Source organism: Bacillus cereus group sp. MYBK79-1, assembly GCF_051915365.1.
GTDB lineage: Bacteria > Bacillota > Bacilli > Bacillales > Bacillaceae_G > Bacillus_A.
The window spans coordinates 40,051-61,929 of sequence record NZ_JBQAEO010000018.1 but is presented as its reverse complement, the minus strand read 5'-3'; the positions used below and the strand labels follow the sequence as shown (position 1 = coordinate 61,929).

Sequence of the window (21,879 nt, the reverse complement as noted above, 5' to 3'; positions counted from 1 at the left end):
TTCTTACGCTTTTTGTGTGCCTAAGTTTGCAAGCACGTCTAAAATTTCTTTATAGAATTCTTCACGGGTACCACCGCAATGAATTTCTTTATATAACTCACCATCTTGAATGAATAAAATACGCTGACAGTAACTTGCGCTGTAAGGATCATGCGTAACCATCATAATGGATACACCTTGCTCTTTATTTAAGCTTGTCATGGCATCAAGTAAACTCGTTGCATTTTTAGAATCTAGAGCTCCAGTCGGCTCGTCTCCTAAAATAATTGCAGGTTCATGAACTAACGCACGTGCTGCTGCGGAACGTTGCTTTTGTCCACCAGATACTTCAGATGGATACTTTTGAAGTATTGCTGTAATACCTAACATATCAGCTACTTTTTCTACTTTCTTTCCAATATTACGAGATGAAACACCTTGAAGTGAAAGTGGGAGTGCAATATTTTCATATATAGATAAATTCTCTAATAAGTTAAAGTCTTGGAAAATGAATCCTAATTTTTGCGAACGGAAATCAGAAAGCTCACCTTGTTTCATTTTCGTTATATCCGTACCTGCAATTTCAACAACGCCGCCTGTCGCTTTATCTAACGTTGAAATTACATTTAATAATGTTGTTTTACCAGAACCAGATGGCCCCATAACACCGACAAACTCCCCCTCTTGAATTGAGAATGATACACCTTTTAATGCGTGTGATTGATTCTCACCTTTTTTACCGTACAATTTTTGAATGTTTTTTACATCTACAACTGGTTTTATCATATATATCCTCCTACGTTTGTTTTTTCTATTTCATTGCACTAAGCTACTATTTTTATTTACTACTAACAAAATAGTCATGTTGCATCCACCCTTAAGCTACAATGAAAACTTTCATTTTATCTTCTTCACTCACCTCATCACTTTGAATACACCCATGATAAACTATGAAAATTAGGAAACACCCCGTAAAATCCTTAAGATTTCTTAAGTTTTAAAAAAAAAAGCTTATGGAAACTATAATTCCATAAGCCATTCTATTTAATTGGATGTTCAACAATAAAGGACATCCAGCCGTCTTTATATTCTGCGTATATATTACCATGATGAAGTTCAACAATTCTTTTTGAGATAGCAAGCCCCAGACCATTTCCCTGGTCATCTTGTCTTGCCTTGTCCCCCCTGAAAAACCTTTCAAACAATTTATTTGGATCGCTGACAGGCGGTTTCTCGACTTTATTTGATACTTTCAAAATTGCTTTGTTATCCATTAATTCAAGACATACGGATAATTCAGATGGTTTTATACTGTACTTTATAGCATTCATAAAGAGATTTTCATATACACGTACCATTTTTTCTACATCTATGAAGATAGGTATTGTTTCTTGTGTGATTGATTTTTGAACGATTAAGCTTTCCTTTTCAAATATAGGAATGTATTCTCCAACTATTTGCTCCAACAAACCTGATAAATCAACTTCATTAAGATTTAACTTAGCATCTATGCCTGATAAACGAGTATATTCAAACAGCTCATCAATTAAACATTTCAGTCTCTGTGACTTTGAATAAGTAGTTTCAAGGTATTCCTGTAATTGTGTTTCACTGTTGTATTGCCCTCTTTTTAATAAATCTATATAGCCAATAATAGATGTTAACGGTGTGCGTAAGTCATGAGATACATTGGTTATAAGTTCATTTTTTGTACGTTCTAATCGTCTTTCTTGTTCAAATGTATTTTCCAATTCCTTGGACATATAGTTGATATTTTGAGCAAGTTGGGTCAATTCGTCCTTCCCGTTAATCCCAATAGTTAAACCCAGTTTTCCATTGGCAATATCATTCACATTATCAGAAATGAGCTTCAAATATACTAGTTTCTTTCGAACCAATATCAAAAAAATTATTATAAAGTTGAAGATTGCGAACGTGAATAAGAACAACATTACAATTCTCAATTCAAATATGCCAAAATCTTCGTGTTTTATAAATAATGGATCTATGACGTATAACAAAATGAGGATTGTTAAGCCAAATGAAATAAAAAAACTAACTGCAACAGCAGCAAGAAGTTTTATAATAATCTTATTTCTGAAACTAACTTTCTTCATATTTTATACCCAATTCCCCAAACAGTTTTAATATAAATGGGATGTTTTGAATCCTCTTCAATTTTGTCTCTTATTTTTGTAATATGCACCATAACTGTATTATCTGATTTATAAAAAACCTCTTTCCAAACTGCTTCATATATTTTTGCTATACTCAGGACAATCCCTTTGTTGCGGGCAAGTAGTTCGAGAATAGCAAACTCTTTTGGAGTTAACCTTGTTTCTTTTCCTCTTACCCATACTTGACGTGTATCTGTATTCACGGTTAAGTCACCAATTTCTAGAATGCTTTTATTATGTTCTATTGATGAATTGTATTTTTTAAATCTTCTTAATTGAGATTTTACCCTAGCGATTAATTCCAATGGGTTAAACGGCTTTGATAAATAATCGTCTGCGCCAGAGGCTAGACCCTGAATTTTGTCTATATCCTCAGATTTTGCAGATAGCATAATGATAGGCATATTGCAATCTTCCCTAATTTTTATACATGCTTCAATGCCGTCCATATTCGGCATCATAATATCTAAAATAATCAAATCAAATTCTTTTTCTTCTAACAGTTGTAAAGCTTGTATAGCATCTTCTGCCTTTTGAGTTTTTAGGCCTTCATTTTCCAGATATACAGAGATAAGATTTCTAATCTCTTTATCATCATCAACAATAAGAATTTTCGACTCCATTTTATTCCTCCACATTAAATGCAATAAGTATCCAATAAAGCATATATTTGTTATTACTTAATTAATAAACTTAATAGAGATGGTTTCTATCTTTTTTCTTTACTTCAGACGATTCTTTGTAAAGTACACAAAAAGGCCGTCACAGTATTGTGACGGAAAAGCAGGAAAATTTCAATAACTAATTACTATTATTATTTATTTTTAGCTTTCAAGGCATCTAACACTATTTTGGTTGCGTATGCAATAAGCTTATCATCGTATTTAGCATCCTCTTTATCATGATTAGAAAGTATCGCAAGAACAATTGGCTTTTTATTTGGTGGCCAAATAATTGCGATATCATTTCTGGTTCCATAAGATCCCGAACCCGTCTTATCAGCTACTTCCCATCCTCCTGGAACTCCAGCACGAATTAAGTTATCTCCCGTAGTATTCCTTTTCATCCAATCTATTAATAAATCCCGTTTCTCAGTTGAAAGTACATCTCCTAGCGCAAAAGCCTGAAGACTAGTAGCTAATGCCTTTGGGGTACTAGTATCATGTACATCTCCTGGATGCACTTCGTTTAATTCTGGTTCAAATCGTTCAGGATTTGTAACGGTATCTCCTATTTCTCTCAGTGATTTTTTGAATTCACTAGGTCCACCTAATTGTTTAAGAATAAGATTTTGTGCAGTATTATCACTATATCGAAGGGAAGCATCTGCAAGCTCTTTCAAAGTCATACCTGCATCAACATACTTTTCGGTAATTGGATTGTAATTAACAAGATCTTCACGATTATACAAAACTCTTTGATTTAGATCTTCTATTGATTTCTTTTGTAAAAGTACTCCCACAGCTAAAGCTTTGTGAGTAGATGCGTATGCAAACCGTTCATCTGATTGATACGTAACGGTTTGATTCGTACCAGTGTCCAATGCATAAATACCGAGTTTAGCATCAAATTCTTTTTCAAGTTTAGCAAAAGAATCATTACCAGTAGTTTCTTGTTTGATTTGATTTGTTTGTTTCGTTTGTTTAGGTGATTCAGGTTGAGTATTACTATCGGAACAACCTATAAGCGTTGCACATGAAAGAAATACTACAGGTACCATCTTTTTGTAATGTAAAATGTTAAAAAACTTGTTTAAGACTATCATCCATTTTCAACCTCTTTCAAGAATATATGTTTTTTCTAGGTGTTATACATACCGATACAATTAAAGAATTTATAAGATATCATTCTTCTTGTATCTCACTTTTCATAAAATGAGCAAACTATCATGAACACCTGTTTTATACGTATACTTAATAGACAACTTAAGTAACAGGTTTGTTCCATATCAGTCCAGCTTATTAAAAATAAGAAAATCCCGTATTCAATAAAAACACGGGATTTTTATAAATAGGTTTATTCACTTACTCGAAAGAAGTTCATTCGTCACATATTACTTATCTAATTAAGAAGAATTTAGATTCCAGCCCAAACATCTTTTCCATATCGCCCTTCATCTTGCACACGATTCAACCAATTCCTTGCTTCTTTTTCACTGACTTCATGAATTTCCTGATATGCTTGACAAAGGGTATCTTCTACATCAGGAGCCATTTTACTTCCATCACCACATATATAAAGATGAGCTCCATTATCTAATAACGAAATTAAATTGATTCTATCTTGTTTTATTAAATGCTGTACATATGTTTTAGGATATCCTTCTAGGCGAGAAAAAGCTGTGTGTAAAGAGATCAATCCATCTCTTTCATCATTTTCTAGTTCTGTACGATAAAGATAATCCTTTTCAGGATGACGACAACCAAAGTATAGATGTGCTTCTCCTAAGTTAATACCTTTTTGCTTTTGAACACGACGCGCTTGCAAGAATCCACGGAATGGTGCAATTCCAGTACCTGGTCCAACCATGATAATTGGTGTTTCTGGATTTTCAGGTAATTGAAAGTTTGATTGTGGCGTTCGAATGAAACAAATAATCTCATCTTTATTATGACGCTGAGCTAAATAATTAGAAGCGACTCCTTCATATGTCCCTACCCCACTCCATGCAGGTGCATGAACAACACCAACCGTAATGCTCAGACGTTCCTGTGCAACGAGTGGAGAGCTTGAAATAGAATAGTAACGCGGTTTGAGCGCAGGAAGAAGTTCTAAAAAGCGTTCAAATCGGATTTCACAAGCCTCATACTTTTCAAGAAGATCCAACATTGACATACGTTTCTTTAATATTTGTTCATGATAAACTCCCTCTTCCAATAATGATTCCAATTCCTTTTTATGAGGAGGGCATACTGTGAATGTCACCATTTCTCGTACTTGTGCTCGAGTGGCTGCTTCTTGAACTTCTACACTATAACTAAGAAGGTCAAATAAACTAACAGGACTGTCTAAAGGTATGTGATTTACACTACGCCCACTTGCGCTCAATATGACTTGATCCTTCCCATTTAGTCCAAAGCGTTTTAAAATTCGGTTGACATTTTTCTCACTATTAATTGGCAGCACCCCAAGATGGTCTCCTTCTTGATACGTAGCGCCTTCTGGCAAGAATATCTCAATATGTCGCGTGCTTCTTTCACTGCTAGATGATTGAAGTTCACGATTTTCTAGTATAGATGCATAAACTGCTTCATATGTTCGCGCAAGAGGAGATCCTCCAAGACGACTAACAAATTGTAAACTTAATGTACTGCGTTCTTTCTCAATGTTTTTGTTAAGTTCCAATCCAAATGCCTTCATCGCATCAGACCACATACTTTGTTTCCATTGCTCGAGCTGTTCCTCGAAATCACCACTTGCATCCGCTTCTCCACGTGTAGAAAATCTTGTTGCTCCTTTTTGAGCCATTTGCTCATCAATGTATCTTGGAATTCGTTGATAAGTACTCGCCCAATTATGATCTCCACAACCAAAAACTGCGTATTGAACACCTTTTAGCTCATCCGGTTTTAATTCCGCCAACCACTGCACAAACTGTCCTGCATTACTTGGTGGTTTTCCATTATAAGAAGAAGTTACAATAAGAACCGCCCCTTCTTTTGGCAGACTTCCAATTCGATCGTTAAGAGCAACCACTTCCGTTTGAACACCTTCTAAACTAGCTGTATCTGCTAGTTCTCTTGCAATACCTTCTGCTACCCCTGTATCCGATCCATACAGAACAAGAAGCGAAAGATTATCGGCTCCAATAATAGAAGGAGTCTTCTGAACTTGCTGCTTAATTTCATGGTTTTTCAGTTTCTCCTCTATAGGCGCAAGAACAGTAGTATGGTTAATAGTTTGATTTCGGGGTAGAATCCTAATTTTAAAATCACCAGGCTTTAACGTTAATGTTTGTTTTACGTCCAGCTGATAGTCTTGATAATCAATGAATTCAAAATGTTGAAGAAGCATTCCCATTACGAGTGTAGCTTCATGAAGTGCAAACTGCATGCCGATACATGCCCGTTGACCATTTCCAAATGGCTTATAAGCATGATGTGGAACCTTATCCAGCTCTTCAAATCGTTCAGGTTGGAATTCTTCCACGTTGTCTCCCCACGCGTCTTTATCCCTATGTAACTGTGGAATAAGAACAGAAATACGATCTTCTCCTTTCTTAATTGGATATTTCCCACCAATCACTGTATCTTCTTTTGCATAGAGACTGAATGCTGGGGCAGTAGGCCATAGACGTAGCGATTCATTTAAAATCATCCGTATATACTTAAGTTTCATAACTTGTTGGTATGTTGGAGTAGGATCTGTTAAAACTCGATCTACTTCTTCATAGGCTTTTTTCAATTTATCTGGATTCTTTAATAAAAAATAGATTGCAAAAGATAATAATCCACTTGTTGTTTCATGCCCAGCTATTAAAAAAGTGATAATTTGGAAACGAATATTTTCATCATCTAATTTTTCACCAGTTTCCGGATCCTGCACATTTAACATACGGGAAAGTAAATCATTTTCTTCCTGATTTCCACTACTTTTACGTTCAGCAATAATATTATCTACTAAAGAAAACATAGATTGAATATCATGCTGAAATTGACGTTTCGTTCTCCACATGAGTTTATCTTCTATATCCAGCCGCTGTAATTGGTGCATCGCCTCATCTAGAGCACGGCTCATGCTAGTAATAAAAGGATGAGAGGTCTCACGATAAAAGCTATTAAATCGATAATTAAAACCACATAGACCAATTGTATCCAATGTAAGGCGAGTCATATCCTCCGGAACATCTACGTTTTCATTCGGATTAAGCCGTGCCCATTTTTGAACGAGTTGTACAGCAAGATCGACCATCATAGCATGATAATCTTTCATTGCTCGTTGGCTGAATGTAGGCATCAAAATATTATGAGCTTTTTTCCAGTTAGGCTCGTGAGTCTCGCTTGTAAATAATCCGTCTCCAGCAAAGGCGCGAACTTTCGCTAAAGCACCCTCTATACTTTTATCAAATCTTGTTTCATCACAAACTTCTGCTACCAGTTCATGTCCAGAAACGACAATGATAGCATCACTTAGAGTTTGAATTCGGAAAATGGGACCATACTCTTCCGCCAGCTTGATAAACGATAAGGTCGGTTTATCTTTATCGATTAATGGGAGATTACCCAGCGGTCCATATGTTTTCGGTTGAGGAATGGCAGATACTTTTTTATCCATTAAAAACACCCTTTCAAAAAAACATGAAATAAAGTGAAACTTTAATCAGTGGGGGTTTTCTTCATCCTCCACTGATTATTAGTTGAACCAATCGGACTTTTATGGGCAGCCCGACCCCCACCTAAATTCTTTGCTTTCGCTGCATTTTGAGGTGGGGGTCTTACTGCCCATTAAAGCGGGATAAAATATCCCATTCAATAAAAAGAAGATAGCAATGAATCGCCTGGGATAAAGATATGTAATTGATTACCTTACTTTATCTTTTCCCTAACTATTCACGATTATGATTTTGCTTATAAGGTTGGTAATCTAAGTTGTTTGTTGATATTAGATTTATAGCTTGCAGAGAAAATACTAAATTAAAATGAAGCGTATTATTATAACGTTAATCCGAAATTGAGAGCTAAAGATTGTAGTATTGGGAAAACCAGTAGTTTCTAATGTCAATTCAAACAAATACGATAAGCAAGTATACTGTGTTACTAATGAAAAAGGATCTGATATGAATATCAGATCCTTTTTACTATATATAATTATTTCACTGGTTCTTTTCCAGATTTAAATACCAGCGCCTTAGCAGCAGAAATTTGCATTTCTTCATAGTCTAACTAAACAGTAAAAACTTATAGGAATCATGATCTAAAGTTTTATTTTACTCTACCGATTTAACCTCTCGACAGCTTCCGCGCTTGTATCTACACGTTTAACGAAAAAAACTAATAGTAGTGCAACAACATTCATGCCAAGCGCTACATAGAATGAATATTGAATTCCGGATAATAAAGCCTTCTGAGTTAACATTGCCTTTGTAGCCTCTGTGAAGGTTGTTGGATCTACATCAGCCATTAGACTTTCAGCTTTTGTTTTTGTTACAGAATTCATAATCGTAACAAGAATAGCAGTACCAATCGAACCAGATACTTGTTGAGCTGTATTATTAACAGCTGTACCGTGCGGATTTAAGCGCGTTGGCAATTGATTAAGACCATTTGTCATAAGTGGCATCATCACCATTGCCATCCCAAACATCCGCAGTGTGTAAATAAGAATAATATGTGTGTGACTAGAGTCGATTTGCAGGTTTGCTAGCATATAAGTTGAAACAGCTGTAATGGAAAGTCCTACTATACCAAGAATCCGAGGGCCGTATTTATCAAATAGTTTACCTGTAATTGGTGACATAACCCCCATTATTACCGCACCTGGAAGCATCATTAGTCCTGAGCTCAGCGGCGAAATACCACGTACGTTTTGTACATAAGCTGGTGTTAAAATCATACCCGAAAACATCGCCACTGCGTTGACAATCGCAATTACAGACGCAAGTGCAAACATTGGGTACTTGTAAACACGTAAATCCAATAACGGTTCATTCATTTTTAATTGACGGATAATGAAAGCAATTAGGGCAATAGCGCCTATGAATAAAGTTGTTAAAACAATTTTATTCGTCCACCCATCGGAACTTGCAGAGCTGAATCCATATAACAAACCGCCAAAACCGACAGAAGATAATAGTAATGAGAGATAATCAAGTTTTGCATTTTTATTTTGCCTCATGACATTCTCCGATTTCCAAATCCCTAACAATAAGCTAATGATTGCTAACGGTAAAATCATTTCAAAAAGCAAACGCCAGTCATAATACTCTACAATATAACCTGATAGTGTCGGTCCAATTGCTGGAGCTGTAATCATAACTAATCCAAAAATCCCCATCGCTGTTCCCCTTTTTTCTCTCGGAAAGCTTACTAGCATAATATTCATTAACAAAGGCCCCATGACTGAAGAACCTGCTGCTTGAACCATCCGACCAGTAAGTAATAAACTAAAGTTCGGTGCTAAAGCCGCTAAGGCCGTACCAAGAATAAAAATCAACATAGATGTAATAAATAAGCTCCTATTGGAGAAGCGGGTTATTAAAAATGCTGACGCTGGAATTAATACGCCACTTACAAGCATATACCCTGTAGAAAGCCACTGAATCGTTGAATAATCTTTAATGTCTAAATCCTTCATTATTGATGGCAAAGCTACATTTAAAAGCGAGTTATTTAGAAATGAAACAAATGCCCCAATAAAAAGGATTACAAGCATTAAATATGGGGGTTGTCTTTTATGTAAGGTTTCACTCATATATTCATTTGCCCCTTCATTATAAATTCCATTGATCAGTTTAAATCGTTTGCATATCTGCATAAGGATACATTGTCCTTGCAGTATTTTGCCAAACTCTACGAATGGATATTCTCTTTTTAGCAATTCTACTTGCTCAACATAACATTTTTAAAATTTTTTGTTGATTAAACCTTTATAAGCGCGTTTGTTAACCGAAATTAAATTAGGCTGAATTTTGAGGTTGAGGTATCTGACTTTACTGCCCACAAATTGCGAGATAAATCAACAAGCCCACACACCCATTCCTTTAAATACAGGCTTGTAAATCTAGTTATGTAACCATCCATAAAAGGGAGGATTACATAGGTTAAGTCTAACATTACATTTTTAAAATGAGGGGAATAAGCTTATGTACCAAAATTGGTATTTGAATTCAGAGGGCAACGGTGAGCAATATACTAACCAAATTGCAATGCCATCATTATATTTACAGCCCCAAATAGCTAAAGCTGAGGGAATGAATGATTTGAAGATTCCTGAGAATTGGAGTTGTCGAGTCTATCCATTTGGTTGGGATTCGTCAACCAATTATACAGGTTTCAATCCCGAGCCCCCTCCCTTGTCTTTAGGTCAGCCAATCCATTATGCAGGGACGATGCCCCAAGGACATCCCACTAATTGGACTCCCTTACAAGGCCATGCAGGTTTTAATTTTCAAAAACCTCCCTTACCCTGGGCTCAACCATTCAATCATACAGGGATGTTCGCACAAGGCCATCTTGCCGCTTTACTATCGCCGCCAGCCAAGCCTTTTAATTTTCATACCAATAATAACTGGGGTGTTTTTGGAAATCCTCCAGGATGGGGCGGACAAGGAAGTCCTATGGGATGGGGGAATAACGGTCAGCCAGGAATGCTTGGAAACTTACTGACAGCAGGAAAAGGCACCATGAATGGAATCGGTATGCTTAGTAGTCTAATCGGTATGGGGAAATTCTTCTTTTAGTTAATTAGAACGGGAGGATAGGTCCATATCCCAGAATAAAAAAAACATTTCCTTTTAATCTTCTCAAACATACTCCCTTCAAGTTCGTTTCCTCGTTTTTCAAATTATAAAAACATCAAGAAAAGACATTCCAAATATGGAACGTCTTCTTTCACTTTATAAAACCATTCAACAATCTGAAATATTCTAACCAACATACTCACTCATTTAACTAAATAAATTGGTTAATTGCATAACGCACGTCTAACTTTCCTTGCGAAACTTAGCGGATCATCAACGTCCTCGATATTAACGTAAATTAAATTTGGATCATCACATAACCACTCATTGTGTATAGACGAAACGATTATTCCTTGTTTAATAATTGTAGCAACAAATCCATTGACTTCTTTTTGCAATAGCGCTACCCGGCCTAGACATAATGCTCGTCCAGTTTTATTATCTCGTGATTCGAATGAGAAGGAAGTTGTTACTCTAAAACGTTTTCCTAAAATAGTTGCTTGTATTTCATCCCGATTTATTGTTGCCACACATTTTCCACCGGTAAATCCTTCTTGGCCACCGATAATTCTTGCAAACTGTTGACAAATTAATTCATCATTACACGCCATACCTTTAATCATCCCCCCTTTTACTGTTAGGTTATGAATGAATACTTAGGCCTGAAACGGTAATGAATCTATTCTATTACAAAAAAATAATAGCAATCTAATGAAATCTATTAACCCAGATTCATATGTGAAGACATTTTTAGAGAACTTAAAAAAGACACCCTAAGGCGCCATCCTCCGACTTGAGAATCATATCTATGTACGGAAAAATTCAGAAACTACAAATACTAAAGATAAGATACTAACTATAATCCATAGAGCTCTTATGCCATTAATTCACTACATTATTCACCATAAAAAGAGTCCCGTTACATTACCTTCTAATCAGTCTCGTTAAAGCCATTCCAATAAATCCAGCGCCCATTCCTATTAGCCATCCAGCATGGGTATCACCTAATATAGATCCCACTCCTCCACCAAGAAACATGCAGCCAACAAATACTAATCCTCCAATCCCCCAATTCGGCCGTTCCATAGTCAATCACATCCCTTCCATAAAACATATGCGATTAACTAGCCTAACTTTCTTGCATGGGATAGTTATTTTTCGCTAATGTTCAGTGTCTTCATGGAATTCATAAGATGCGAAGATTGGCCAATTTGAATGAATTGCAGAATGTGAATTTAATTTTTTCATATTATAATAACTTAAGAGTTGTGGAACAATTTATGACTCAGCCGATCACTATCAAGCTAAGAAAAGCAAATCCCACAAAAACGAAAATTATATGCATCATTGACTACTGTTAATAATGCGTTATGTCATACAATGGAATTACTATTAGAAAACTGTGAGGATGATTAACGTTGATAAAATTTGTAATTAGTTATGCTGCAAGTCTGTTTGCTTTTATTTTTGGATGGTTCTTGATTTCATATATTTCTCACCCTAGCTTTATTCACCCGAACGTTGTATTAGAATTTTTTAAATCGATCGTCACTTATGGTAGTATACCGGCTCTTGTAGCTTGTCTAATTGGAGAAGTGCTATACAGGAAAATCCAGCGATGTAGAGAATTCCAATTTGGAATTCCTATATTTATAGGACAAGCAGTTATCTATACACTTATACCATTTCTTTTCCTTTTTCCTTTTAATTTATCCCATTTCTTTGATTTCGTTGCACCTGTTATTATGGGGTCCTTATCTTTCTATTTAGTACGTAGAAAAATATAATTAAATTCAAGAGTGTGGCAAATAGAAGCAGGGGTAATAAAACCACACTGTATAACCAAACAGAGCTTAAAGAACGCATCAATTCTTGCGAAATAAACAAGAAAAAGAATAAAGGGTTTGAGGAAGAAAATAAGTAATTGCGTGAAAAAGAAAATGTAAAGCTTACTGATTACTTCAAGAAGTAATTAAATTAGGACCGTACATATTAGACATATCTAAAATGTACGGTCCTTTTGTTTACTAGTCGTTCACTTGTCTAACCTAAAGATAAGCATGTGGCCCTTTTACAAATTGAAATTCTTTTTAAACTTCTTATATTTTCTATACGAATGTCTAACAATATTTAACATAAAATACGGTATTTTAATAGGAAAAGGAAATTTATAAATGAAAGGCAAATAAAATATAAAATATGCCTTCTCTAGGTCTCTCCACTTACTATCTTCTTTTGTTTTTAAGAAATCAGATACATCGACTACATATCCTCTTCCGTTCTCCATCATCACATTTTTCCCGTGAACGTCACAAGGAGTTAATCCTTGTTCCCTTGCATACTCTAAAGCTTCATTGATATCAAGGATTACCTGCTTAGGAATTTTAATCCCCTTATGAATAGCATCGTATAAAGTAATTTCTTTTAAACGTTTCAATACTATGAAATTTTCTCCTTTATATATGAGCTTCGAATAAGAAGGATGGTCTCCGATTCTTCGGTATACTTCCGACTCTTTTTCAATTCCTTCTCCTTCTCGTGCGTAAACTTTCACTACCCAACCTTTGTATTCTTTATGCATGAATACTGCGGCATAATTACCTATCCCTAAACACTTCCAAAGTCTAGGAATATCTTTAACTACTACAGGTTCGAATTCATCCTCACTTCTAATGCTTACCTCTTTTAATAATTCGTCCTTTATCAATCCCACAAAACTGTTTATACTCATCATTTCCACTCCGGTTTTGCTAAAAGGGGTCCCACCCACATTTTAACGAAAATATACACTAAGTGAATTTTAACATAGAACGGATCATTTTTTTTCGCTTCCATTGATTTTTCATTTCTAAATGTCCACATAGGAAAAAGCAGCTTTTTATATCCTTTACTTTTTAATACTAAAATTTCATCCTAGTTTAGTTCTTTTATAGATTCTATACATACTTTTAATACCCAGGCTAATAAAAGTAATATATTTTATCCTATATGTAAAAAAAACTTTACTTTAGGTCAAAAATATATTACCTTTCTTAATATAAGAGGTGAGCTGAGATGCCGTTAAGTAACGAAAGAAAGATTCGTAATAGGATTGTTGTATTAAGAGCTGAACGGGGATTATCACAAAGAGAGATTGCTGATAAGCTCGGTGTAAGTCGCCAAACAATTATTTCACTTGAAAAAAACAGATATAATCCATCTTTAAAATTAGCTTATGACATAGCACTCATGTTCAATGTGGATTTACATGAAGTTTTTCAATATGAAATAGAGGAGGAGAAATAAATATGGAAATTTTTCTAGCTATCCTTCGTATTAGTTATGTAATTATTTTCTTTATTGCAGTCTTTATTTCACTGAAATTCGAAATGGGCGAAGAGAATAAGGATGAGCGCGGGAAGAGCATTTCAAATAAATCCTATGGTATTGTATTTCCTTTAATGCCTTTGGGATGGTTTTTGATCGAATTGTATGACCAATTCATTAGTCACCTGGATTATGCTACATACAAATTAGTTATTTGGTTTTTAATCTCAGGTTTAATGATCCTTCATACAACCATCATAACGGTACTAAGAAGAAAATATTAAGTTACTTCTATATATCGTAAGAAAGGGGTTGGCAGTATGAATATTTGGGCTTGGATTGGGATATTAGGAATTTTAATTACCGCACCTTTGCCTTTACTAAAAAAAGAGAACAGGACAAAGGAGGAAATTAGAAAAGTTATTGTGACATTAGTAATTGTGCTAACAATTATCATTGCGGTTTTATTTTTCAATGTAAATTATTTACTTGCAGTTGTGGTCGGTTTTGTTGCAATGATTGTATTCGATAAAAAAACATATACAAAGAAGAGATTACTGATTTATGGTTCGATTATTCTTATGTTAGGAATTGCAGCCTACTCTGTATTCCGAGATGATCCTGATTACGTTCTGAATCATTTGAAAGACAACCCGCAAACAACATCTTTTTACTTGGCGGAAAATGGTGTTGAATTAATTACTTATCAATCAGATGTCGTTCGACCATTAGCAAGCACAGTGAAGATGCTAATAGCTGTAGAATATGCGATGCAGGTTGATGCAGGCTTGTTAGATAAAGATAGCACTGTGTCACTTGATGAGTTAACCCGTTATTATTTAAAAGGAACGGATGGCAATGCACATGAAGAGTGGCTGAAATCGATTGATAGTGAAAAAAAGATTAAAAATAATGCAGTAAGCCTACATGACGTTGCAAAAGGAATGATAATCTATAGCTCTAATGCCAATACAGATTATCTTATTGATGTGCTTGGCGCAGCAGCTATCAATGAGCGAGCAAAATCCCTTGGACTTACGCAACATGAGGAAGTCTATCCGATTGTCAGTGCCCTCTTAATTTCAGAGCACTTGAAAAGTGAAGCAATGGAGAACAAACAATTAGTAAAAGAGCTTGAAGCGATGCCGATTGAGAAATACCGGAAATTAGCGGAAGATTTAAGTGAACAAATGAAAAAAGGAACGATCAAAAGTGAAGACTATTCATTTGATTTATCCTTAGATTTACAAAGAGTATGGTCTGATCGTTTAATTGGTGCATCAGCCAATGATTATGGGAAGTTATTAGCAGTTATATCAAATGATCAACTTCCAGTGAAAGCTGCTGAAACAGCAAGGGATTTACTTGAGTGGCCAATGCAACTGAACGAAGGCAACCATAAGCGTTTTGTTCATCTTGGTGCAAAAGGTGGATCAACTGCATTTATAGCAAACGACGCATTATACTCAGAAAATCATAATAGCGATAAGATTGAAATGGTTATCTTAACAGACAAACTAAACTTGTGGCAGGGAATGCTCATTCGAAATAATATGAATTCGTTCGAATCAAAATTACTTGGTAATAAAGACTATCGTCTAAAAGTCCAGAAAGAACTCTCCGAATTGTAATTCATTAAGAAAAGCGATTATTAATTTGAATAACCACCCTTTTTCATTTTATTTCTTCTAGATAATAAAACGTTTGAATTCAACTCATCACAAATATACACTTGGATTGGACCGATACTTTTCCTATGATTATTCAGAAAGAATAGCGTATTTTTTCATATTAGGTGGTATTTTGTTTTGTTAGTTTGATGGTGATGTAGCGGTCCTCCTTTTAAAATAGTAGAGTATAAACATGAAAAAACTCCTAACAAATTTTGTTAGGAGTTTTTTCAAATATGCGATATTTTTTTAATCCTCATTATTGATTTCTATTGTACCTGTTCTAGCACTAACATTTAAAATATTTAACAAATTATCAGGTGTCTTAATTTCCACTTCATATTCAAATGTAGATTGTGTTAAGTTTTCATCTTCTAATTCGAATTCTTTTTTCACATTAATAATTTCTCCATTTGTATGTGCTAAAGAAATTTCACGAACTTGTTTCTCTGTGTAGTTTTCATTCTTTTTTGCATAATTGTAACCCAAACCATAATATCCACCAACAATAGCAATACCACTTACTAAAATAGCAATTACACTTATCATTATTTTCTTTTTATGTTTTAACATTTTCATCCACTCCTTAATGATTAATCATCTATTCCAAATCTTGCTTCAAGCGCATTTTCTGCTTGCTCTAATTGATCTTCCAATATATCGTGTTCTTTTTCTTGCGCTTTATATTGTTCAATAGTTATCGTTCCAGCTCGATAATCTGCTTCAAGCTGATTATCAGATAGATCTATCTTGTCATCTAATTGATCAATTTCTTTTTTTGTTGCTAAGTACGTATTTAAGTTTACTTCTTTTACTCCAACTGGTTTCGTGTTATTTGCCTTTTCAACGATAGATGTGACTTCGTTTTTGAAATCTTGTATTTGCTTCGTATCATTCGTAGCAGGCCCTGTTTTGTGTGGTTCTTGTTGTAGTTGAGAACTTTCTTTTTGCAGTGTATCATTTTCCACTTTCAGTTGTTGTACTTCTGTATTGTTATCAGCTTGAGTAGAGCAAGCTGTTAACAATAAACAAGACATTGCTCCAATCAACATCCACTGTCTCATTCTGTTTTCCTCCCTTTACATGCGCACCTTATCCTTGCCTTTATATTACTGAACAAACATTAAAGGAAGATTAATGTACAAAAAATAAAGTGAAACTTTAATCAGTGAGGGTTTTATCCATCCCTCACTGATTATTAGCCTTCACCAATAGGGCTCTTACGGGCAGCCCGACTCCCCCCTAACTAACTCTCTCGCATTCGCCGAATTTTGAGGGAGGAGTCTTACTGCCCGTTAATGTAGGATAAAATGATATAATTAAATCGTTTCTAATCTTTCTTTAATGTTTTGTAATTATACTGATACATATTAATAAGAAGAAAAGGAGAATGTTAATGCGAGTTCTTATTGTCGAAGATGAACAAGACTTACAAAATATATTAGTAAAACGTTTAAATGCAGAACATTATAGTGTCGATGCATGTGGGAATGGAGAAGATGCCTTGGATTATATAAACATGGCTACCTACGATTTGATTCTGCTTGACATTATGATTCCCGGAATAAATGGTTTGCAAGTATTACAAAGATTACGTGCGGACAATCATACAACTCCTGTCTTGCTTCTTACAGCTAAAGATACAATTGATGATCGCGTAACAGGACTCGACTTAGGTGCGGACGATTATTTAGTAAAGCCGTTTGCTTTTGACGAACTGTTAGCAAGAATTCGAGTGTTAATGCGAAGAAATACAGGAAACACATCTAATGTGTTTGAAATCGCTGACCTAGTAGTAGATTGCAATATGCATAAAGTTACAAGAGGAGACCAGGTTATCACTCTTTCCAGTAAAGAATTTGCTATTTTAGAATATATGATTCGTAATAAAGAAGTTGTGTTGACACGAGATAAAATAGAGCAACATGTGTGGAATTACGACTATGAAGGCGGCTCGAATATTATTGATGTTTACGTCCGCTATCTTCGCAAAAAAATCGATAGCCAGTTTGAAACGAAGTTAATTCATACAGTACGAGGAACTGGTTACGTATTGCGAGTAGAATCATGAAAAGACTATCAATAAAAATGAGAGTAACCCTGTGGTATACGGGGCTAATTGTAATTATTATGGCACTCGTGTTAGCTTTTATTTTAACTTCTTCAGATAAAGTTTTGCTTTTTAATATGAAAGATCAATTGAAGAGCACAGTAAAAGAAAGCATTGAAGATATCGAATATAAGCATGGACAATTAAAAATGGACGATGATTTTGAAACCTTTGAAGATGGAGTAAATATCATCATTTTTAATAAACAAGGTGAGCTGCTGGCAGGAAATAGTCCAACAAGCTTTAATAAAAAGCTATCGCTTAAATCCGATGAAATACAAACCATTAAAGAAGGTAATAAAGAATGGATTGTATATGATTTTCTCCATAATGCAGGCGGCGATGAGCAAGTCTGGGTTCGTGGAATAATGACTATGAACCAATTATCATCAACGATGAATACACTTATCGTGATAACACTCATCTCATTCCCATTACTTATTCTCATTGCCGCAGTGGGAGGATATTTTATTACGCAAAGAGCGTTTCGACCTGTGCAACAAATGAGTGATTCAGCTAGTAAAATTGGTGATGGTAAAGACCTTTCGAAGAGAATTCATTTACAAGGTTCACCGAAAGACGAAATGTATCATTTAGCACAAACCTTTGACAAAATGTTTGAGCGATTAGAGACATCATTTGAAAGTGAAAAACAATTTACATCTGACGCATCTCATGAATTAAGAACACCAACATCTGTTATTATTTCGCAATGCGAATACGCTTTATCACAGAGGAATAATCCGAAAGAAATGGAAGAATCGTTAGAAGTAATTTTAAAGCAATCACGTAAAATGTCCGCGCTACTCTCACAACTCTTATTATTAGCAAGAGCTGACCAAGGAAACCATAATACTTTCCAATTTGAATGTATCAATATGAGTGAGTTAACGGAAATCGTTGTAGAAGAGCTTTCATTAATGGTTCAAGAAGCTTCGATTGATATCATAACTCATATAGAGAAAGACCTGTTTATGAAAGCAGATCAAACATTGATGATGCGTTTATTAATGAATTTACTAACGAATGCGATTGCTTATAGCAAAGCGAACGGCACTGTGCATATGCAACTGTTCCGTGATGAAACCAACATAATAGGTAAAGTCTCCGATAATGGCATAGGCATCAGCGAGCAACATATTACGAAAATATGGGACCGCTTCTATCGAGTTGACGCAGCACGAACATCTTCAAACATCGGAAACACAGGTTTAGGATTGTCGATGGTAAAATGGATTGTCGAACTACACGGAGGAGAAATTACGGTTGAAAGTGAATTAGGAGAAGGCAGTACTTTTACCTTTAAACTACCAATTGAAAAACGAGCATAATTTATGAATGTTTGTAGCTCCACAGTAAAGATTCTTCCATCTTTATATAAAAGTAATCGTTGCATTTTGTTCTGTTAAGTTGATATGCATACGGGAAAAATACCGAAATAAAACCCCAGAAATCCAAAGGTTTCTGGGGCTTCATTATATATTTAGCTCTTTTTGCTTTTTGTTTTGTTTATGTCTATAAAGTAATTTTCGACTTATTAGAGAAATCACTAATAAAGTCAGGATTAATACGATAAGTTGCATAAATGACAAATCAAAATATTTAGCACCTGTAACGATTAAAAGTGTAGAAATCGTGCCTTTTACAACGAAAAAAATAATAACCCATAATCCGCCTTTTTTCCAGTTCATTTTCTATTACCCTTCCCTACGTTTAAATTCATAAATGGAGCACCTTAATAGAAATCTATTATATTAACAAAAAATACATGTCTAATTAAATGCGACGATTCTATATTAAGTGAAAATGATATTCATTGTCAATTTTGTGGACTTTTTTAATTCTAATTGTCTCCATAATGTGACGATTTGACTATCCGTTTTATTTCATCTCGATCTATTTCTGTTTTCTTCCTTATCAGCTTCAAACAAAAAACACCTCCATTGAATGTGCGCACTTAGTATGCGAATTCAAGAGGTGTTTTTTCATGGACCATCAGGTAAAATTTCCTGCTTTGTTTATTCGTATAAGTTTTTAATACATAACTATTTTCTAATACACAATAACTGGATCATACGTGTTCAAACTCTCATACACAGTTTTTGCAACGTTAGGCAGAAGGTTCACACACCCGCCTGATCCCCCTGTTACATAAGCATTATTTGACCAGTCTTTTCGCCAGCCGGCATCATGGAACCCTTGACCGCTATTTGTGAATGGAACCCAGTAGTCTACTTTCACTGCATAATCAGCTTTCCCTACTGCGCTTCCTCTCAGCGTGTATGGTGTTCGTTTATATAGCACGTACCACACACCTGGTGATGTATCTTCACTTGTGCTATGTTTACCCGTAACTACATTTGTTGTGAGAACTAGTTTTCCATCTTTATAAATCCAAATTTGTTGATCTGCAATTGAAACTTCTGCATACGTGCCTCCGATGCCATTATTCGCTGTTGTTTCGTAGCCGATCCCTTCTTTCTTCCAACCATTTCCGTGAATATTAGAAGCAGAAAGCGATTTTTCGCCTTTCTCAAAGGCTTGTTGAACTTGTTTTGTTTCTTTTTCCACATCTAGTGCCCAGCCGTAACCTTGTCCTTTTACTGATATGACCGAACCAGAATGTGTTTTAAAAGCGAAGTCTTTATGTAATGTAGATTTTGCCTTATTAATTTCAGTAATCTTATTCTTAATGTCGCTCGCATCGATTGTCACTTTCATATCCTTTGACATAGAGGCATTTTGAATTAAGTCTTTTGCTTTTAATGAATACACTTCGTCCTGCACTTTATACTCAACAGACTGCTGAAGAAGATTCTGTAATGCTTTCTCTTCTTTTTTGATGATTGGATCGTCTTCTTTAATAGGTTGTATGTATGCAGACTTTAAATGAATTTCGCTTTTATGCTTCTGCTTGTCGTAATCTTTTAGTAGATTCGTAACGTCATACTGTTTTCCATCAACGCTCTTCGAAATAACAACTTTTCCTTGTTCGAGCTTCGCCATAGCATCTTGAGGCGCTTTTAATTTTTCATTCATAAAAACAAGCTTTTCTTCTACCAGTTTTTTCATCGTTTCACTACGATACTGATCCGCTTCTTTCGGTAGCAATGAATAATCTTTTTCCTTTGCGGAAGGGAAAAATGTCCACTGGCTTTTTAATAATTTCTTAACTTGTGGCATATCTTTTTCCGTTAGTTCCGTTTTTGTATCTTGTTCATCTAAAATTTGTTGTTGATCAATATAGACTTTGTTTGCTAGCCCAGATGTTTTTAATTTCTGTATTGCCTGATCAGCGCTCAAACCACCGACTTTTGTATCGTTAATCGTAACATTTGAATTGAAATGAGTTGCCTGATAATAACTCATTCCCCCAATAAGAAGTGCAACTACACCTCCACCCGCTGCGATTAGCTTCCAATTTGTAAAACGTTTTCTTGATCTTACCCGTTTTTTCTCAACTTCTTCAACAGATTCATTTACTATATTGTTATTCATCAATCTTTCCCCCGTATACATAAACGTCAATTGATTTTAAACCAAAACCATAGAATAGTTTACCTTATTTTCCCTAAAATTTCATTGTTTTTAACCAGATTTAATTTCATTTAATTGTTTAAAGTAGATTTTTTAATAGAAAGATATATAAAGATGGTAAATAAAGCGAAAAAGAACCATAACAATCGAGCTATTAAGTGCCCCTCGCATTCGCCGAGTTTTGAAGAACAATACTACTTAACTTGATAAAATAATTTTCGAATGGTTCAAATTAGAGGAAGGCACCATAGGATGTCTATTATTTATGAAAAATATCCACAAAAAATGGCCTACGTGTAGACTCTTTTTTGTGAATATTTTAATGCCGCATATTTTATAAAATTAAATGCAAACCATGCTCCTGCTTTTCGCTAGGTTTCACAACATTTACTATCGGCCTAACTAATTTCACCTTATAAGCTTTATCATCAACAATTTCAAGATTCTTTAAACTATTATATATGTTTGTACCACGCTTTATTGATACGTTTAATCTTTACAGGTGTTGAATTTTTAGACTCATCCTTTGTTGTAACCCTATTATTAGAACATCCTGCAATAGCGAGACAGCATGTAGCTAATAAAACTAATACTATTAATTTCTTCAAATAGCCACTCCTATATAAGGGAAATATTATATTAAGAAAACTAAACATAACATCGAATCTTTATAAAAACAATATATTTCCTAGTTTTATTATC

At 34.8% G+C, this 21,879-nt stretch carries 20 protein-coding genes; 7 read left to right on the top strand and 13 right to left on the bottom strand.

Annotation, left to right across the window (positions count from 1 at the left end):
- Positions 1–3 precede the first annotated feature (3 nt).
- From ACTFOB_RS22300 to ACTFOB_RS22275, 6 genes are all read right to left on the bottom strand, one after another.
- Entirely contained in the window at positions 4–765 is a 762-nt protein-coding gene (locus ACTFOB_RS22300; RefSeq protein ID WP_353837962.1) for an ABC transporter ATP-binding protein, read from the bottom strand.
- A 254-nt stretch (positions 766–1,019) separates the two neighbouring features.
- Positions 1,020–2,096 carry a sensor histidine kinase gene (locus ACTFOB_RS22295; RefSeq protein WP_440029358.1) on the bottom strand — a complete coding sequence of 359 codons (1,077 nt, stop codon included), beginning with the start codon at positions 2,094–2,096 and terminating at the stop codon, positions 1,020–1,022.
- A complete protein-coding gene (locus tag ACTFOB_RS22290; RefSeq protein WP_440029359.1) occupies positions 2,093–2,779 on the bottom strand; it encodes a response regulator transcription factor in 687 nt (228 codons plus the stop codon). Before ACTFOB_RS22290 ends, ACTFOB_RS22295 begins: the two co-directional genes overlap by 4 nt.
- Positions 2,780–2,970: 191 nt before the next feature.
- Positions 2,971–3,921 (bottom strand): class A beta-lactamase, encoded by a 951-nt coding sequence (bla, locus tag ACTFOB_RS22285; protein WP_440029361.1) that lies wholly within the window; start codon positions 3,919–3,921, stop codon positions 2,971–2,973.
- A gap of 311 nt (positions 3,922–4,232) precedes the next feature.
- Positions 4,233–7,430 (bottom strand): bifunctional P-450/NADPH--P450 reductase, encoded by a 3,198-nt coding sequence (gene cypD, locus ACTFOB_RS22280; RefSeq protein ID WP_440029363.1) that lies wholly within the window; start codon positions 7,428–7,430, stop codon positions 4,233–4,235.
- A gap of 657 nt (positions 7,431–8,087) precedes the next feature.
- Entirely contained in the window at positions 8,088–9,566 is a 1,479-nt protein-coding gene (locus ACTFOB_RS22275) for a DHA2 family efflux MFS transporter permease subunit (RefSeq protein ID WP_440029365.1), read from the bottom strand.
- A 391-nt stretch (positions 9,567–9,957) separates the two neighbouring features.
- Between ACTFOB_RS22275 and ACTFOB_RS22270 the strand changes: the two genes are divergently transcribed.
- On the top strand, positions 9,958–10,554 hold the full coding sequence (locus ACTFOB_RS22270) for a hypothetical protein (protein ID WP_440029366.1): 597 nt from the start codon (positions 9,958–9,960) through the stop codon (positions 10,552–10,554).
- Positions 10,555–10,778: 224 nt separating this feature from the next.
- Here the strand turns inward: ACTFOB_RS22270 and ACTFOB_RS22265 are convergent, their stop codons facing one another.
- Together ACTFOB_RS22265 and ACTFOB_RS22260 are read right to left on the bottom strand one after the other, a co-directional pair.
- A complete protein-coding gene (locus ACTFOB_RS22265) occupies positions 10,779–11,165 on the bottom strand; it encodes a DUF1259 domain-containing protein (RefSeq protein WP_440029420.1) in 387 nt (128 codons plus the stop codon).
- A gap of 313 nt (positions 11,166–11,478) precedes the next feature.
- Positions 11,479–11,640 (bottom strand): hypothetical protein, encoded by a 162-nt coding sequence (locus tag ACTFOB_RS22260; protein WP_440029368.1) that lies wholly within the window; start codon positions 11,638–11,640, stop codon positions 11,479–11,481.
- 332 nt (positions 11,641–11,972) lie between these two features.
- Between ACTFOB_RS22260 and ACTFOB_RS22255 the strand changes: the two genes are divergently transcribed.
- On the top strand, positions 11,973–12,341 hold the full coding sequence (locus ACTFOB_RS22255) for a hypothetical protein (RefSeq protein WP_440029370.1): 369 nt from the start codon (positions 11,973–11,975) through the stop codon (positions 12,339–12,341).
- 284 nt (positions 12,342–12,625) lie between these two features.
- Here the strand turns inward: ACTFOB_RS22255 and ACTFOB_RS22250 are convergent, their stop codons facing one another.
- Positions 12,626–13,285 (bottom strand): serine/threonine protein kinase, encoded by a 660-nt coding sequence (locus ACTFOB_RS22250; protein WP_440029422.1) that lies wholly within the window; start codon positions 13,283–13,285, stop codon positions 12,626–12,628.
- A 323-nt stretch (positions 13,286–13,608) separates the two neighbouring features.
- On the opposite strand from ACTFOB_RS22250, the gene ACTFOB_RS22245 reads away from it, so the two are divergent.
- The 3 genes from ACTFOB_RS22245 (at position 13,609) to ACTFOB_RS22235 (ending at position 15,491) form a co-directional block, all read left to right on the top strand.
- Complete coding sequence (locus ACTFOB_RS22245; RefSeq protein ID WP_061677751.1) at positions 13,609–13,839, top strand: helix-turn-helix transcriptional regulator; 231 nt, start codon at positions 13,609–13,611, stop codon at positions 13,837–13,839.
- Positions 13,840–13,841: 2 nt separating this feature from the next.
- Positions 13,842–14,144 carry a hypothetical protein gene (locus ACTFOB_RS22240; protein ID WP_061677752.1) on the top strand — a complete coding sequence of 101 codons (303 nt, stop codon included), beginning with the start codon at positions 13,842–13,844 and terminating at the stop codon, positions 14,142–14,144.
- 141 nt (positions 14,145–14,285) lie between these two features.
- Positions 14,286–15,491: a serine hydrolase gene (locus ACTFOB_RS22235; protein WP_440029372.1), complete on the top strand. Its 1,206-nt coding sequence runs from the start codon at positions 14,286–14,288 to the stop codon at positions 15,489–15,491.
- 288 nt (positions 15,492–15,779) lie between these two features.
- Here ACTFOB_RS22235 and ACTFOB_RS22230 read toward each other — a convergent pair whose 3' ends face one another.
- Positions 15,780–16,103: a PepSY domain-containing protein gene (locus ACTFOB_RS22230; protein WP_440029374.1), complete on the bottom strand. Its 324-nt coding sequence runs from the start codon at positions 16,101–16,103 to the stop codon at positions 15,780–15,782.
- Positions 16,104–16,123: 20 nt separating this feature from the next.
- Positions 16,124–16,594 carry a hypothetical protein gene (locus ACTFOB_RS22225; RefSeq protein WP_440029376.1) on the bottom strand — a complete coding sequence of 157 codons (471 nt, stop codon included), beginning with the start codon at positions 16,592–16,594 and terminating at the stop codon, positions 16,124–16,126.
- Between the two features lie 332 nt (positions 16,595–16,926).
- Between ACTFOB_RS22225 and ACTFOB_RS22220 the strand changes: the two genes are divergently transcribed.
- Together ACTFOB_RS22220 and ACTFOB_RS22215 are read left to right on the top strand one after the other, a co-directional pair.
- Positions 16,927–17,601, top strand: a complete 675-nt coding sequence (locus ACTFOB_RS22220; RefSeq protein ID WP_440029378.1) for a response regulator transcription factor — start codon at positions 16,927–16,929, stop codon at positions 17,599–17,601.
- Positions 17,598–18,971 carry an ATP-binding protein gene (locus tag ACTFOB_RS22215; RefSeq protein WP_440029380.1) on the top strand — a complete coding sequence of 458 codons (1,374 nt, stop codon included), beginning with the start codon at positions 17,598–17,600 and terminating at the stop codon, positions 18,969–18,971. The genes ACTFOB_RS22220 and ACTFOB_RS22215 overlap by 4 nt, the downstream gene beginning before the upstream one ends.
- Before the next feature lie 144 nt (positions 18,972–19,115).
- Here the strand turns inward: ACTFOB_RS22215 and ACTFOB_RS22210 are convergent, their stop codons facing one another.
- Positions 19,116–19,331: a hypothetical protein gene (locus tag ACTFOB_RS22210; RefSeq protein WP_044793101.1), complete on the bottom strand. Its 216-nt coding sequence runs from the start codon at positions 19,329–19,331 to the stop codon at positions 19,116–19,118.
- Between the two features lie 361 nt (positions 19,332–19,692).
- Entirely contained in the window at positions 19,693–21,138 is a 1,446-nt protein-coding gene (locus tag ACTFOB_RS22205) for a L,D-transpeptidase family protein (protein WP_440029382.1), read from the bottom strand.
- Between the last annotated feature and the right edge of the window lie 741 nt (positions 21,139–21,879).

Bases quoted from the DNA above. Each gene is read 5' to 3' on its own strand.
- ACTFOB_RS22300 (WP_353837962.1), bottom strand. From the start codon at position 765: ATGATAAAACCAGTTGTAGATGTAAAAAACATTCAAAAATTGTACGGT.
- ACTFOB_RS22295 (WP_440029358.1), bottom strand. From the start codon at position 2,096: ATGAAGAAAGTTAGTTTCAGAAATAAGATTATTATAAAACTTCTTGCT.
- ACTFOB_RS22290 (WP_440029359.1), bottom strand. From the start codon at position 2,779: ATGGAGTCGAAAATTCTTATTGTTGATGATGATAAAGAGATTAGAAAT.
- bla (WP_440029361.1), bottom strand. From the start codon at position 3,921: ATGATAGTCTTAAACAAGTTTTTTAACATTTTACATTACAAAAAGATG.
- cypD (WP_440029363.1), bottom strand. From the start codon at position 7,430: ATGGATAAAAAAGTATCTGCCATTCCTCAACCGAAAACATATGGACCG.
- ACTFOB_RS22275 (WP_440029365.1), bottom strand. From the start codon at position 9,566: ATGAGTGAAACCTTACATAAAAGACAACCCCCATATTTAATGCTTGTA.
- ACTFOB_RS22270 (WP_440029366.1), top strand. From the start codon at position 9,958: ATGTACCAAAATTGGTATTTGAATTCAGAGGGCAACGGTGAGCAATAT.
- ACTFOB_RS22265 (WP_440029420.1), bottom strand. From the start codon at position 11,165: ATGGCGTGTAATGATGAATTAATTTGTCAACAGTTTGCAAGAATTATC.
- ACTFOB_RS22260 (WP_440029368.1), bottom strand. From the start codon at position 11,640: ATGGAACGGCCGAATTGGGGGATTGGAGGATTAGTATTTGTTGGCTGC.
- ACTFOB_RS22250 (WP_440029422.1), bottom strand. From the start codon at position 13,285: ATGAGTATAAACAGTTTTGTGGGATTGATAAAGGACGAATTATTAAAA.
- ACTFOB_RS22245 (WP_061677751.1), top strand. From the start codon at position 13,609: ATGCCGTTAAGTAACGAAAGAAAGATTCGTAATAGGATTGTTGTATTA.
- ACTFOB_RS22240 (WP_061677752.1), top strand. From the start codon at position 13,842: ATGGAAATTTTTCTAGCTATCCTTCGTATTAGTTATGTAATTATTTTC.
- ACTFOB_RS22230 (WP_440029374.1), bottom strand. From the start codon at position 16,103: ATGTTAAAACATAAAAAGAAAATAATGATAAGTGTAATTGCTATTTTA.
- ACTFOB_RS22225 (WP_440029376.1), bottom strand. From the start codon at position 16,594: ATGAGACAGTGGATGTTGATTGGAGCAATGTCTTGTTTATTGTTAACA.
- ACTFOB_RS22220 (WP_440029378.1), top strand. From the start codon at position 16,927: ATGCGAGTTCTTATTGTCGAAGATGAACAAGACTTACAAAATATATTA.
- ACTFOB_RS22215 (WP_440029380.1), top strand. From the start codon at position 17,598: ATGAAAAGACTATCAATAAAAATGAGAGTAACCCTGTGGTATACGGGG.
- ACTFOB_RS22210 (WP_044793101.1), bottom strand. From the start codon at position 19,331: ATGAACTGGAAAAAAGGCGGATTATGGGTTATTATTTTTTTCGTTGTA.
- ACTFOB_RS22205 (WP_440029382.1), bottom strand. From the start codon at position 21,138: ATGAATAACAATATAGTAAATGAATCTGTTGAAGAAGTTGAGAAAAAA.